The following is a 14771-nucleotide window of genomic DNA, read 5'->3' on the forward strand; positions in this document are numbered from 1 at the left end:
CTGCGGGGGTCGTGGCCGCGGGAGCAGCCGGAGCCGTCGGGGCGGCGGGGGCGGCGGCCTCCTGCGCAAAGGCGGCGACGGGGGCTGCCGTGCTCATCAGCAGCGCAAGGGCCGGAGCGGCAAGACCTGACACAAAAGAACGGGGCAGTCTGCTCATGTTACTCAAGATCCTCATTCAAAGGCCCGGTCCTGTTCCCCTGCCGGAGCGGACCGGGCGGGTCCGTGTTGCTGTGTTATCCAGAGGGTCCGGCACAGGGCCGGACCGTTAGTCGGTGTCAGTCATCCAGACGGAAGCGGATGACATAGGTCTTGTTCACTTCCCGCACGGGCACACCATTGCGGCTTGCGGGCCGGTAGCGGGCCTTGTGCACGTAATCCAGCGCGGCCTGTGCAAACGCCTGACCACCGGTTACCGACTGCACGCGGCAGTTGCTGGTCATGCCCGTTGTTTCCACATCGCACACCACGGTTACGCGGCCTTCAACATTGTCTTCCTCCATTTCTGGCGGATAGACGGGGCGCACATTGTTCAGCGGCGATGTGCCTGCCGTTGTATCGGGCGAGTCATTGGGCGGCGTGTCCGCGGGGGGAGCCTTGGCGGTCTGTGTTGGCGGCGCCGCGGGCTGCTTGGGCGGTGTGCGGCTCACATGCTTCATCGGCGGCTTGGGCGGCGGAGGCACCTCGATCTTTGGCGGCGGAATGAACGGCGGCGGAGGAGGAGGGGGCGGCGGCAGAACGCGCGTCTGAATGGGCGGCCTGGCAGGAGGGGGCGGGCTGTCGCCTTTGCCCATCCCGGAGATCAGTCCCCATATGCCAAGAATGTGCAGGAAAAGAACAACAATAAAAGCGCCAGCTATAACAGCAGTACCGACCTCCAGATCATACCGCTGAGCTTTCTTCTTTTGCTGTTCAAGCTCATTTGTCATGTCAGTTCTTCTTTATCATAACCAGCCACAAGCATGATCTGCCTTTCTTGTTTACTTATGAACCAGCAAAGAGGGGGGTATGTTCCTTTACCCATTCCCCGACGCGGTGGGCCGGAGCAGCGCCTTGCGCGGCCATACACCCGGCTTGCTGAACCATGGACAATGAGAGACCCCCCGCACGTGAACAGAAGCGAGTGCCATAAAACAAAAAAGCCGAGCATAGAGAAGTCTTTTTCATAAGCACACATCCTTCAGAGGCCATGTATTCCATGACATGCCAGAGGTTAACAAAAGCCAGAACCCGCACTTTCCGCGCTCCCGGAATGGAACTGAACAGAGAGTGCAAACCACGCGATGCTGCTGCCCTTCCTTAGCAAAAACACCTATTCCCGTTATGAAAAACGGTTCAAAGCGAAAGGTATAAACCACTCATTACATTTCCAGAATAAAGACAGGGTTCAGCCGCTGTCAACATCATTCCGCATCCGTTATGTATTGAATCCTGCCCGATAACGGCATATTCCTCTTCGAATCTGTTCAATCCTACGAAAAAGATAGATTGAGGCATCTGGCAGCCCCCGCAGACGGGCAGAACAGGCGGTTAAAAACACTTGTCGGGTAGGGAAGTGGGCAGCTAAAGCAGGAGCCAGCCTGTCAGGCGATCTGCTGCATTCCACCAGCAGGATGTACTGGCAGGGCCGGACCGCCTTACATGCCTGCAAGGAACATACCGTGACCGCCAGTTCTGTCCCGCCTGTTACCAACACCTCCGCTGATCTGCCCATCTGCGTGGCGGCTCTTTATCGCTTTACAGGGTTTGAAGACCCGGCGGGCCTGCGCGGCCCGCTGTTGCAGGCGTGCGAGACAAACGGCGTAAAAGGTATTCTTCTGCTGGCGGGGGAAGGCATTAACGGCACCATAGCGGGCAGTGATGCAGGCATAGAGGCCGTTCTGGCCCATATTCGCCAGTTACCCGGCTGCGCGGATATTGTGGTCAAGTTCTCCCGCGCACCATCCATGCCATTCCTGCGCATGAAGGTCCGCCTGAAAAAAGAAATTGTCACCATGGGGATAGAAGGGACCGACCCCAACCACATTGTTGGCACCTATGTTGCCCCCAGGGACTGGAACGCCCTGCTCCAGCACCCCGATACCATTCTGATCGACACCCGCAATGATTACGAAGTGGCCGTGGGTACATTTGAAGGTGCTGTGGACCCCAAAATAAAGACGTTTCGGGAGTTCCCCGAATGGTTCCGCCAGAAGCGCGACCAGATGGAAGCACAGGGCCGCAAACCCCGCGTTGCCATGTTCTGCACAGGGGGGATTCGCTGCGAAAAATCCACCGCCTTTGCCAAGTCGGAAGGGCTGGATGAGGTTTATCACCTTGAAGGTGGTATTCTCAAATACCTGGAAACCATTCCGCAGGAAGAAAGCCTGTGGCGTGGTGAATGCTTTGTATTTGACCAGCGCGTGACCGTGGGACACGGCCTGAAACCGGGTAATCTGGAACTATGCCACGCCTGCCGCGCCCCCCTCTCCCCCCAGGACAAAGCCTCTGCCCAGTATGAGGCAGGCGTGAGTTGCCCACATTGCCATGGCACGCAGAGCGCGCATAACCGCGCCCGCCATGCCGAGCGTGAACGCCAGACCCGGCTGGCAGCCGAGAGGGGGGAAACCCATCTGGGCATGAACATGGCACAGGAGCGTGCGCGCAAGCGCAGACTGCGTGAGGAGGAACTCGAGCGCCAGCAGACCCTGCGCCAGAAAGTTCTGGACCGCCTGCGCGATTAAACACAGGGGGCATACACTTCCACACCGCTGAACAGAGTTCATGGATCGGCAAAAAGGCTAGCCAACCCGTGAACCCCTGATCTATATCAGGCGCGCGGAAGCAGCTTCCATTACACAGGCGGCACGCTTTGCCGGGGACATGGATGAACACACATTGCGCATGGTGCGAGCGGGACATCCGCAATACTGTCCATGCCCCATACTGTTGCGCGCGCTGTGAGAAAAAAGCCAACAGAGCGCTGGCTGCCATTAGCGTGCCCCCAACCCCTCAACAGCGGGAAACGCGTATAATCCGTGGCTGTCTGGTCAGTCTGGTTGCGGTCATTACCGTTACACTCGGCCTGCGTATTCTGGCGGGTTCCCCGCCGCCACCTGACAATATTCTTATGGCGCAATCAGCCCCCTCCCCCCAAATGGACCGTAATGCAGCCTCCTATAAAGCTGGGCAGACTGCACGCAGGCAGTGGAACCGCTGGCTGAGCGGGCAATATGGAGAACGCCGCAAGGGAGCCCTCTACTGGCTGAACGCCGTAGCTGGCCAGCATGCCCGGCAATGTGACGGCACGATAGAATTCGCACTCGGCTGTTTTGACGCACACCGGCACATGGACAGGATTGAACCACAATTTGCCATTAGCCCGACATTCCGCTCCGGGTGGGACAACCCCTAGAGCCTGTGCAGGCCAGAGCACTCCCAGAAACGACAATGTAAACTGACGTGCCCCCACAGGTGGGCACACGTCGGCAGGGTCTGGGCCTACAGTTCGCCCGTTACAAACTGGGCGCGCCCCAGCCCGAAGCTCCAGTGCTCATCTGCATTCTGCACAATGGACACCACAAGGTCCGATGGGGCCAGACCACAGCGTTCGTGCAGCCGTTCGGCCAGCAGCTTGTAAAATGCGGTTATCTGCTCTCTGGAACGAGGGTGCGAGGTCATTTGCAACAGCACGACCTGATCGGTCCGGGGGATACCCAGCCCGGTATCCTCGATGACCATATGATCCCGCTCATGCTCGGAGACAATCTGATAGCGGTCGCGCGCGGGTACCTTGAATGCTTCCAGCATGGCCTCATGCGCCGTGTCCAGCAATGCACGAAGGGCTTCAGGTTTCCGCCCTTTAATGACGTGGAAATGAAGAAGCGGCATGCGATACCCCTGCGTTGACCTGACTGATTATAAAACGAATTTTCCAGCCAATGGTTTCAGGTACGTTCAGGCACACACAACACCATGCCCTTGCCTTTCTGCCCAATCCACTCATAGGGACCAGCTTTGCAGGCAACCGCGTTTGCAGCACACAGAAACTCTGCATGCTGCAAAATCCTTTAATTTTTAAACCAGTTCCCCAAAAAATAGGATTCAGAGCTTTGCGTAACGCCACCCACCACTGGCGGTAATCTCCTTACCGCTCCGTGCAACAGCCTCGCTGCACAAAAATCCGCAGACCTCGCTCCCATCTGCCAGCGATATTTTACCAATAGCCATGGGTTGCGGCAGAGCGGCAACAAAGCGGCCAAAACCTGCGGCATCCAGTTCGTAAACCTCCACCTCCAGACCGGGACCAACAAAGCCTTTTTCCCGCACCAGTCCGGGTTTGGGGGGAGAGGCATCCGGCAGTGCGAAAAGGCGGTAGTCAGGTGCCGTACGGGTTGTGGCACGCAGAATTGCGTGTTCCTTCTCCAGTTGCCAGTGGAGCGGAAAACCTTTGAGATGCGCGCCAACAACAGCCAGCAGCACATGCCCCGGTGCTGGCACAGGGGCATTGTCCACCAGCGGCAGAACCGCATTGCGGAACACCCCGCTGGTATTATGCGCCGCCGCATGGAAGCGCCCGGCAAGAGCTGCAAGGTCATGGTCGCTAAAGGCAGGGCCAATAAAGGTTACCCCAAATGGCAGGCCATCCGGCCCAAACCCTGCAGGCACGGCACAGGCGGCCATATCCAGCAGATTGACAAAGTTGGTGTAGGTTCCAAGCATGCTGTTGGCGGCAACCGGTTGTGCAATGACCTCCTCCCGGCTGACAAGCCGCGGAGCGGTGGGGAGCAGCATGACATCAAAATCCGCCCACATCCGATCCGCCACCTGTTTAAGCAGGTGCTGGCGGTAAATCCCTTTAAACACATCGGTTGCGCAATAACGGGTAGCGCCGTCCATGATAGCACCAACCGTTGGGTCCATATCCGCACGATGTGCGTGGTAGAAGTCTGTAATGGCGGCCAGGCGCTCCACAACAAACGGACCACTGTAGAGCAGTTCGGCTGTTTCCTTTAACGGCGCAAAATCCAGTTCAACCGCAATGCCCCCCAGTTCCACAAGCTGGCGGATGGCGCGGTCATAGAGCGCTGCATTGGCGGTGCAACCATCAAAAAAACGATCTTTCTGCCGCAGGACACCAAAGCGGAACGTCTCCACCGCCAACCTGCGTGGCACCATGGCGCGTGAGTACGGCGCATGGGCGTCCGGTGCCATGGCAAGCTGCTCAACCCGCCACGCATCTGCCGCCGAAGCCGCAAAGACGGAAATACAGTCCAGAGATTCACACGCAGGTACAAGACCTGTCGTGCTGAGCACCCCGCGGGAGGGCTTAAGCCCCACAATGTTGTTAAACGCCGCAGGCACACGCCCTGAGCCCGCCGTATCGGTCCCCAGTGCGAATGACACCAGCCCCGCGGCAACCGCCACGGCAGAGCCGGAACTTGAACCACCGGACACATGCTTCGCACTGAACACGCAATGAGGCTGCCCATAGGGGGAGCGCATGCCAACCAGCCCTGTTGCAAACTGGTCCAGATTGGTCTTGCCAATAACAATAGCCCCCGCGGCTTCCAGCCGACGGACAACTTCGGCACTTTCCGTGGCGTCATAGGCAAAAGCCGGGCAGGCCGCGGTTGTTGGCAGACCAGCAACATCGATATTGTCTTTAACCGCAAAGGGCACGCCATAAAGCGGCAGGTCCGCGCCCGGTCGTTTTTCCAGCTCTGCCGCTCTGGCCAGCAGGTGCTCCGCAGGCACAAGGTTGATCCACACCGCCGCATCCACGGAAGCATAGGCATGCACACGCGCCAGAACCTCTCTGACAATATCAGTCGGGGTGAGTGCCCCGTTCCGGCAGGCAGTCAGGAGATGGTCAATCTGCAACATATCTGGAAATGTCATAATGTTTGTCCTTGCCTACAGGTTCTGGCGTGTGTGGGTGGAGGTTAGTCCGTGCAGACCACCATAATCCGCTCACCTCCACGCACCTCACGGCCTTTGCGGCACAGAATGTCTTTCACCACACCGGTTGCGGGGGAGAAGATCTTCATTTCCGTTTTCATGGATTCAATAATCGCAACGGCATCTCCTGCCTTTACGTGGTCCCCCACAGCAACCCTGAGCTGCCACACACTACCCGGTACAGGGCTGTCCACGCCCATATGCCCTTCGGGCAGAATGGATTCATCAGCCTGTGTGGTGTTTGCTTCCTCCTCGAACGTATCAAGGCCTTTTGCAATCCAGTCCTGACGTTCGGCCTCGAAGGCAGCCTGCTGGCGGGCGCAGGCCTGAGCGATCTCGGACTTGTTGGCCTCCAGAAAAGCCCGGTATTCCGAGAGGCTGAACTGCGTTTCCTCAATCCTGACGGAAAAACGACCGTAGGGGAAGGCAGCACGTGCCTCCATCAGCTCATCGTGCGAGACGGGGTAGAAACGTATCTGGTCAAAAAACCGCAGGAGCCACGGTGTCTTTTCATGGAACACATCTGTTGTGCGCCATGTATTCCAGACCTGGGTCGTGCGGCCAAAAAGCTGGTAGCCCCCCGGCCCTTCCATACCGTAAATGCACATGTAACTACCACCAATGCCCACAACATTATCCGGGGTCCATGTGCGTGCGGGGTTGTATTTGGTTGTGACCAGCCTGTGCCGCGGGTCAATGGGTGTGGCCACAGGTGCACCCAGATACACATCCCCCAACCCCATGACGAGGTAGGACGCATTAAAAATGATCTCCTTGACCGCCTCTATGGAAGCAAGACCATTAATCCGGCGGATAAACTCGATATTGGACGGGCACCACGGCGCATTGGGGCGCACCAGTTCCTGATACCGCTGCATGGCCAGTCGGGCCTGCTCGTCATCCCACGAAACGGGAAGGTAAACGATGCGGCTGGGCACAACAATATCATCCTCGCCAGAAGGCAGGGCCTGCTCAATCCCATGCAGCCGTTCCAGCAATACCGGCAGGGGGAGCACCTGCGGATTGTAATGGACCTGAAGCGAACGAATACCCGGAGTAAGGTCCACAATCCCTTCTACTGCTGCGGCCTTGAGCCGCTCCAGCACAAGCTGCACACGCAGGCGCAGGGCAATATCGAGTTCCGGCGGACCAAATTCGAGCAGAAGGTAACAATCCCCCGCACGGCGGTACACAACCGGGATCTCCCCTTCCGAACGGAACAGGATGGGGCTATCCCCCGCAATGGGTTCGGGTAGGAAGGATACACTGATCGGCTTGGGCTGTATGCGCTGGAAACGCACCTTGTCCCCCGGATGCAGTTGCCCCATTTTCCACAGTTCATCGCTGGTCAGCACTGCGGGGCACACAAAACCGCCCAGACTTGGCCCATCCGGCCCAAGCAGGATGGGCATATCCCCGGTAAAGTCGATGGCCCCAATGGCATATGCGTTATCGTGAATGTTGGAAGGATGCAGCCCGGCTTCCCCCCCATCTGTTCTGGCCCAGCGTGGTTTGGGGCCGATCAGGCGTACACCAGTACGCGCGCTGTTGAAGTGTACTTCGTATTCACTGGAAAACAGGGTTTCGATATCTTCATTCAGGAAGAAATCAGGCGCACCATGTGGGCCGTACATGACCCCGAGGGTCCATGTACGGGTCAGCTCAGGCTGGTCCTGTGGAGCAATGGCCACTGGGGCAGCCGTATTGGCCACAGGTTTGGCCAGACGCAGCACATCCCCCGTGCGGAGTTGTCCGGTTGCATGCCCACCAAACTGCCCCAGCATGAACGTGGCACTGGACCCAAGGTAAAGTGGAGCATCAATGCCCCCACGCACGGCAAGATATGTGCGGTGCCCTGCCCCCCTGATCTGCCCCAGAGCCAGAACCTGCCCCGCCTGCACCGTAACCGGCTCCCAGTAAGGTACCTCCACACCGTCCAGCGTTGCGGGCATGAACGCGCCAGACAGGCCGATCACAGCGGCCGTGTTAAAGCGCAGCACCGGACCAGTAGCCGTAAACTCCAGTGCTGGCACACCCTGCGCATTCCCCACAATCTGGTTGGCCAGACGGAAGTTCCGGTCATCCATCGGGCCACTGGGGGGAACCCCCACATCCCAGTATCCCACGCGACCCGGCCAGTCCTGCACCGTGGACTGAAGGCCCGGTGCGATCACTTCCACCGTAGCGGGTGTATAGGCAAAACCGTTGAGCAGTCCTGTAAAAACATTCCCCGCACGCACGGCATCATCCGCCGTAACCGCGCGCAGATAATCCAGATTACTTTCCAGTCCGCTGATCCGGCTTGTCGTCAGCGCGGCATGCAGGTTGGCAAAAGCCTCCTCCCGCGTGGCACCTCGGGCAATAATCTTGGCCAGCATCGGGTCATAGTACGGGGTGACTTCGGTCCCGGTTTCTATCCAGCCATCCACGCGCACACCCGGTGCAAAGCTGACCTCTGTCAGCCGCCCGGTGGAGGGGCGAAAATTCTCGGCTGCGTTCTCGGCATAAATTCGCGCTTCTACGGCAGCCCCTCTGGGCACCAGACTTTCCTGCGCTGGCAGAACCAGAGTGCCATCGGCCTGCCTGACCATCCACTCGACCAGATCAATCCCGAAAATTTCTTCCGTAACGCAGTGTTCAACCTGAAGCCTTGTGTTGACCTCAAGGAAATAGAATGCGCCACTTTCCGTATCGTAAATAAACTCCACCGTGCCAGCGGACTCATACGCAACCGCCGCACACAAGGCCCGTGCCGCGTTCCGCAGACCCACGCGTGTTGCTTCGGACAGGCCCGGGGCTGGGGTTTCCTCAATCACTTTCTGGTTGCGACGCTGGAGGGAGCAGTCGCGCTCACCTAGTGTGAGAATGTTCCCGCGGCCATCACCAAAAATCTGCACTTCCACATGCCGCGCGCAGACAATGAATTTTTCCAAAAACACACGCGCATCGCCAAAATTGTTCCCACCCATGCGCGAGACAGCGGCAAAGCAGTCACGCAGTTCGGCCTCGTTATGGCAGATCTGCATGCCAATGCCGCCCCCCCCCGCCGTGCTTTTGAGCATAACCGGATATCCAATGCCAGCGGCGGCCTCCAGTGCCTCTTCCACACTGCCCAGAATATCCGTGCCCGGCAGAAGCGGCACATTGTTCTGTTTCGCCAGATCACGCGCGGTATGTTTAAGGCCAAAAGCCCGCATATGCTCGGGCCGTGGCCCCATGAAGCGTATGCCCTGAGCTGCCAGTTTTTCCGCAAATTCGGCCCGTTCGCTCAAAAAGCCGTAACCGGGATGGACTGCCTGCGCACCTGTGGTGGCGCATGCCTGCAAAATGGCATCCATGTTCAGATAGCTGTCGCTTACCGCGGCAGGCCCGATCAGAATGGATTCATCGGCCTCCAGCACCGGTGGCGTAAACCGGTCTGCCTCGGAGCACACGGCAACGGAGGCAATACCCATCCGTTTGAGTGTCCGGCCGACACGGCGCACGATTTCTCCGCGGTTGGCAATAAGAACCTTTGTGAACATGGCAGGCAGTCCGAACGGTCAGATGGAAACAGGGTCGCCGATAACGACGCGGATGGGGGTCGGCACAAAACCGTTGCAGGGGTTGTTGACCTGCGGACAGTTGGAAATAACCACAAGCGTGTCCATTTCCGCGCGCAGGTCCACATACCCGCCGGGGTCGGACAGGCCATCATCAATCACCAGTTCACCATTTTGCAGAACTGGCACATTCATGAAAAAATTGACGTTATTGACAATGTCGCGCTTGCTCATGCCGTATTTTTCAACTTCCAGCAGGAAGTTTTCGCGGCACGAATGCATGTACTTGGTCTCATGCCCAAAACGCACCGTGTTGGATTCACAGCTACAGGCCCCGGCCAGCGTGTCGTGCCGTCCGCAGGTGTCATCCACCACGGTCATGAGCACATTGCCTTCGTTGGAATACAGCCCAGTCCCCTTGCCAATATAGGCCGAGCCCTGATTAAGCAGCGTATCCTGCGCACTGTAGCGCTCATGGTAGGCATGGGCATTGTAAAAAAGGGCATCCACAGCCTGCTGGCTTTTCAGGTCAATAATCCGGATAACCTGCCCTTTGCGCACAAGACCCGACCACGGAGTGCGCGCGGCCACATGATGATCAAGAACAATATTGGAAAAAATCTTGCTGAGATCATGTTCTGACATAAATCTGGCTCCCTGATCAGGCAAAGAGAATATCTGTGTTATCAAACCCGCGCCGTGCTTCTTCACTGAATGTCCGGCACAGATCATCCGCCGCCGGGGCAGGAGCCTGCCAGCGCACGGCCTCAACAGAGGCCGGTGCAAAACTGGCATCCGGGGCCAGAGGGTGCGGACAGTTGGAGACTGCAACAAGCAGGTTCATTTCTGCCCGCAGGTCCACATGCGCGCCGGGGTGCACATCGCCTTCCACCCATTTGAAGCTGCCGTCGGCCTGCGTGCTGATATGGGAGAAAAACGTAATACAGGAGGCCACATCATGCTGCGCCATACCGTATTTTCCCGCAGTCAGGCGCAGGTTGTTGCGGGTATTGCGCAAACCGGCAGACCCAAAATTGCGCTGGTTGCTCTGCGGTGTGCTCCCGCCAACCAGCGTATCGCTAAACCCGCAGCTATCGCCAATAACGGATGCCAGCACACGCCCCATATCAGAAAACAGAACGCGCCCTGTGGTCAGGCAGGTGGTCCATTGCAGTTTTATGGTATCGCCCGCATTGTAGCGCTCGCTCAGGTCATCCGCATTCCACAACATGACCGACACACCATTGTTGCCGGATGTGTTGATCAGGCGCAGTGCCTGCCCACGCGGCACAAATGTGCTCCAGTACCACCCGCCGGGTATGGTTTCACGGTGCAGAACACTGGCTTCAGTCATTTCAATCGGCACCACAGCGGGGCGTGCCGTATTTTCGGACTGGAGCGCCTGATCCCGGAGCTGGTTGTAGCGGGCCCGGTACCAATCTGGGGTTTGCTGGTCTATTTGCATGAAAATCTCCTGTATTCAGGCAAGAATGGCAATGCGCGTTCAGGACGCTTCCATATCAAGTGTAAGTTCCCGCCCTTTTTCATGAACGGGAGGGATCAGGGAGGCAATCAGGTGCAGGCGTCCGGAAATAACACCGGGCTGCGTGATAAACTGATTGGCTATATCCTGCAGTTTTTTAACCTTACCCTGAACAAGCAGCACTTCCAGTGTCTGCCTGCGAATGAGGTTGACGTGCAGTGAGCTGATAACCTCTGCAAGGTTTTCATATTGCAGCTCTGCAAGTTTCTGTTGCAGGTTGGTGGCGGCATTATTGTAAAAAAGAATAATCACACCGGCCATCAGCTCATCGCCGTTTTCCTGTCGGCACGCCATAAGCTCCTGATGCAGAATGTTCTGGATCGCCTGGGAGCGGCTGGCATAGCCTTTTTCCGCCACCATGGCGTCAAGCTCATGCAGAAGGCCTGGCGACAGGGAAATACTGACGCGGCTGATCTGTTCCTTGCTACTCATGCTTGTATTCCCTACTCGACCTGGTCTGTTACAAGGGTGAGAAGCGGCAGATCAATTGTTACCTCCTCCTCCTCCATGTCATCCGATGTGCCAAAGGAGCGGATCAGCCCCTCCAGATGCGCCTTTGTTGCCAGAAACTCGGCCGATGTCATCTGTTCCGCACGACGGGGGCGGGAGAGCGGTACTTCAATCACGTCCTCCACCTGCCCGGGGTGGGGTTTAAGCACCAGAATACGGTCAGCCAGATAAATGGCCTCGTCCAGATCATGCGTGATAAAGACTATGGTAATGTCGATCTTGCGCCAGATCTCCATCAGGTAGTTCTGCATTTTTGTGCGTGTCTGGGCATCCAGCGCACTAAAGGATTCATCCATCAGCAGCACACGGGGAGATGCGGCAAGGGCACGTGCAATGGCAACACGCTGCTGCATTCCACCAGAAAGCTGGTGCGGATACGCGGTAGCAAACTGTTCCAGCCCGATCATCTGGAGCCACTGCATGGCCTGCCGCTGAGCTTCCAGCCGGTCCACACCACCCATCTCAATCCCGAACATGACGTTGCGGCAGACATCCAGCCAGGGGAACAGCGTGTATTTCTGAAAGACCATACCCCGGTCAGACCCCGGACCACGGACCGGCTTGCCGTCCATGAGAATACGCCCTTCAGTAGCATCCTCCAGCCCGGCGAGAATACGGATCAGGGTGGATTTACCACACCCCGATGGCCCAACCACACACACCAGTTCACGCCGGTGCACACCAAATTCTATGGAATCCAGAGCTACGGTCCGGTTACGCTTTTGTGTAAAAACCTTGGTAACACGGTCAATTTCCAGAACATAGTCGCGCTTTTTGAGCTGCTCCATACGTGCGGCCACATCTGGCGGCAGAATGCGGTAATCAGGGAGCGTATGCTCTACATGGTCAGCCATCAGCCATTCTCCCTTTTCCACGTAAACAGTTTGCGGCCAACAACGCCAAGGACCATATCCGTGCCCAGCCCGACAATGCCGATCAGCGCCATGGCGGCAAAAACGTTGTCAAAATGCTGGTAACGGGCCTGCTGTGTAATAAACCAGGTAATCCCCGACGATGTGCCAATCAGCTCTGCCACAATCAGATAGGTCCAGGCCCAGCCAAGCAGAATACGCTGGTCCCTGTACAGGTCAGGCAGAATACCCGGAATAACCACCCGAAAAAGCAGCCGCAGACCTTTTGCACCCAGAGTGCGGGATGCCTCTACCAGAGAAAAATCGAGTTTGCGCGTCGTATTGGCAATAACAAGTATTTGCTGGAACAGGGTCCCTATAACAATAATGGCAATCTTGGGGGCATCATAAATGCCCAGAATGGCAACTGCGAGTGCTCCAAACGCCGGAGCTGGCAGGTAGCGGAAAAAATCGACCGAGGGTTCAACAAGCCGCGCAACAGCCGGAATGGAGCCGCACATAATGCCCAGAGGCACACCCATGACGGAAGAAATAACAAACCCCCAGAAGATAATCCGGATACTGTGCGCAAAAGCCTGCGTAATGGAATGTTCGGCCCCAACCGGGGCAGAAGACGTAAAGGCATGCACAAACGCGCTCAGCACATCCCCCGGAGATGGCAGGTAAACAGGGTTACTTGGAATACCCTGCGGAACAGGCTGGTGCTGCTCCTGCATTTCCGTGACCGCGCGTGCAAAATCCGCACGGTTCATCCGCATCCCCGTTTCCAGATACTCCTCCCCCCCGGGGTCGGTAATCAGAACCTGAGGATGCCAGATAAAAGGCAGATAACTAACCGCGCTCCAGAGAAGCAAAGGCAGGAGCACCGCCAGAATACCGAATATATTCCGCAACATCCGGTCTGTCCGGCCATATAGCCTCCATGAGGCAAGGAAGCCCTGCATAATGTGCTCCTGCCCTTTGCCGTTACTTCACAGATGCCGTAAAGGACGGATCAATATAACTGTCAATGTTCTGGGGTGATTTGTAAACACCCTGCTGAACATTAAAGGCATCCGAAACTTCGGTCGATCCGTACAAAGAGCCAAGCCCTTCCTTTTTTACAAAAACGCCTTTTCCATCAGCAAGGCTTAGCAGATGCGTGCCTTTGAGGAAGCGCTTGTAAGCCTCCGGGGTCACACCCGTACGCGCCGCCATAATACGCAGGGCATCCGGCTGTGTTTTGGGGTCATGAATATAGGTGACAACACGGTCCCACACCCCAACCAGACGCTGCCACTGGTCATGATTGTCGTGCAGGGACTGCGGATCGACCGCAATGGTATCGTAAATCAGGCCCGGCACTTCATGCGAGGTAAACACCGGCCGCGCTCCGGGCACCGCATGCAACGCCTGACCGGAGTTAGGCTGCCATGCCGCAATGGCCGCAACCTGCCCCGAGGCCAGAACCTGCGGTGTTTCGTTGGTTTTTGTATTCACGAGCTTGACGTCTTTTTCATTCATGCCCGATTTTTCCAGCCCCTTGAGCAGAAGCAGGTGGTCCACCAGCCCTTCTTCCACCGCAACGGATTTACCCTTGAGACCCTGCATGTCCTGAATACCGGGCTGCGCCACGACCATATCATTCCCATCGGAATAATCCGTCACAAGGATCATTTCCCCCTTGTGGCCATTGGCACCGGTTACCAGCGCATCCCCATTGGTTGCCATGACAGCATCCAGCTTATGCGCTGCAAATGCGTCGAGCGAGGCACTGTAGTCAAACCACTGGAAGTCGGCATCAACCTGCGCCTCCTTCAGCCAGTCTTTATCGATGGCAACCTGCCACGCAACCCAACCCGGCCAGTCACTATAGCCAATCTTCAACGACGCGGCAGACGCTGAGGAAAGAGAGACCGCGGCACAAACACTGGCAAGCAGGCCTTTGCGAAAAAGCGATGGGAAGCGCATGGGGGAGGACTCCAGTAATACTAATTGCAAAAACCGTATTACTGATACTCACCACAAACGCCCATTCGTTGCAATCAAAAAATGTTCTCACATCAGAACTAACTGAAAGCAGCAGCCAGCCTGCATACATCCCGAGAGAACACCGTAAAACGGCATGTAGCCCGTACGGAGTTCTTACAGAACGCCTGCCCGTGAACGCTTTTCATTCCCGCATATCCCGTGCGGCCCGGCTGTGCGCCATGCCTCCCGCCATGCCTCCCACATTGCGTCACTGGCTGCGTTGCGCCGCCTTGCCTGCGGCAGAGGGTGGCGCGTTATATCCACTCTCCTGAACATCTCCTTGTTGATTTTCACTGAGAACTGACCCGGGTTTTTCATCAGGAATTGACCCAGCCAGATGCTATTTCAGGCACAGTC

General features: G+C 57.1%; 12 protein-coding genes. 2 read left to right on the forward strand and 10 right to left on the reverse strand.

The window, feature by feature from the left end; all coding sequences use genetic code 11:
• Positions 1 to 275 precede the first annotated feature (275 nt).
• The gene (locus AB2L51_RS14255) at positions 276 to 926 is read right to left on the reverse strand and encodes an energy transducer TonB (RefSeq protein WP_400922493.1); all 651 of its coding nucleotides are present in this window, start codon (positions 924 to 926) and stop codon (positions 276 to 278) included.
• A 732-nt stretch (positions 927 to 1658) separates the two neighbouring features.
• On the opposite strand from AB2L51_RS14255, the gene trhO reads away from it, so the two are divergent.
• Both trhO and AB2L51_RS14265 read left to right on the forward strand, forming a co-directional pair.
• Complete coding sequence (gene trhO / locus AB2L51_RS14260) at positions 1659 to 2720, forward strand: oxygen-dependent tRNA uridine(34) hydroxylase TrhO (RefSeq protein ID WP_395582959.1); 1062 nt, start codon at positions 1659 to 1661, stop codon at positions 2718 to 2720.
• A gap of 143 nt (positions 2721 to 2863) precedes the next feature.
• Positions 2864 to 3391, forward strand: coding sequence for a hypothetical protein (locus AB2L51_RS14265; RefSeq protein ID WP_395582960.1), 528 nt, complete (start codon positions 2864 to 2866; stop codon positions 3389 to 3391).
• An 86-nt stretch (positions 3392 to 3477) separates the two neighbouring features.
• Here AB2L51_RS14265 and AB2L51_RS14270 read toward each other — a convergent pair whose 3' ends face one another.
• The 9 genes from AB2L51_RS14270 to AB2L51_RS14310 form a co-directional block, all read right to left on the reverse strand.
• Entirely contained in the window at positions 3478 to 3867 is a 390-nt protein-coding gene (locus AB2L51_RS14270) for a tautomerase family protein (RefSeq protein WP_395582961.1), read from the reverse strand.
• 213 nt (positions 3868 to 4080) lie between these two features.
• Entirely contained in the window at positions 4081 to 5877 is a 1797-nt protein-coding gene (gene atzF, locus AB2L51_RS14275; protein WP_395582962.1) for an allophanate hydrolase, read from the reverse strand.
• 44 nt (positions 5878 to 5921) lie between these two features.
• The gene (locus AB2L51_RS14280) at positions 5922 to 9461 is read right to left on the reverse strand and encodes a 5-oxoprolinase/urea amidolyase family protein (protein ID WP_395582963.1); all 3540 of its coding nucleotides are present in this window, start codon (positions 9459 to 9461) and stop codon (positions 5922 to 5924) included.
• A gap of 18 nt (positions 9462 to 9479) precedes the next feature.
• Positions 9480 to 10124: an urea amidolyase associated protein UAAP2 gene (locus AB2L51_RS14285; RefSeq protein WP_395582964.1), complete on the reverse strand. Its 645-nt coding sequence runs from the start codon at positions 10122 to 10124 to the stop codon at positions 9480 to 9482.
• 16 nt (positions 10125 to 10140) lie between these two features.
• Entirely contained in the window at positions 10141 to 10944 is an 804-nt protein-coding gene (locus AB2L51_RS14290) for an urea amidolyase associated protein UAAP1 (protein ID WP_395582965.1), read from the reverse strand.
• Positions 10945 to 10983: 39 nt separating this feature from the next.
• Positions 10984 to 11454, reverse strand: a complete 471-nt coding sequence (gene nikR / locus AB2L51_RS14295) for a nickel-responsive transcriptional regulator NikR (RefSeq protein WP_395582966.1) — start codon at positions 11452 to 11454, stop codon at positions 10984 to 10986.
• 11 nt (positions 11455 to 11465) lie between these two features.
• Positions 11466 to 12386, reverse strand: coding sequence for an ABC transporter ATP-binding protein (locus tag AB2L51_RS14300; protein ID WP_395582967.1), 921 nt, complete (start codon positions 12384 to 12386; stop codon positions 11466 to 11468).
• Positions 12386 to 13348, reverse strand: coding sequence for an ABC transporter permease (locus tag AB2L51_RS14305; RefSeq protein ID WP_395582968.1), 963 nt, complete (start codon positions 13346 to 13348; stop codon positions 12386 to 12388). The genes AB2L51_RS14300 and AB2L51_RS14305 overlap by 1 nt, the downstream gene beginning before the upstream one ends.
• A 22-nt stretch (positions 13349 to 13370) precedes the next feature.
• Positions 13371 to 14354, reverse strand: a complete 984-nt coding sequence (locus AB2L51_RS14310) for an ABC transporter substrate-binding protein (protein WP_395582969.1) — start codon at positions 14352 to 14354, stop codon at positions 13371 to 13373.
• Positions 14355 to 14771: the final 417 nt, after the last annotated feature.

Source organism: Acetobacter fabarum (assembly GCF_040702925.2).
GTDB classification, from domain to species: domain Bacteria; phylum Pseudomonadota; class Alphaproteobacteria; order Acetobacterales; family Acetobacteraceae; genus Acetobacter; species Acetobacter fabarum_B.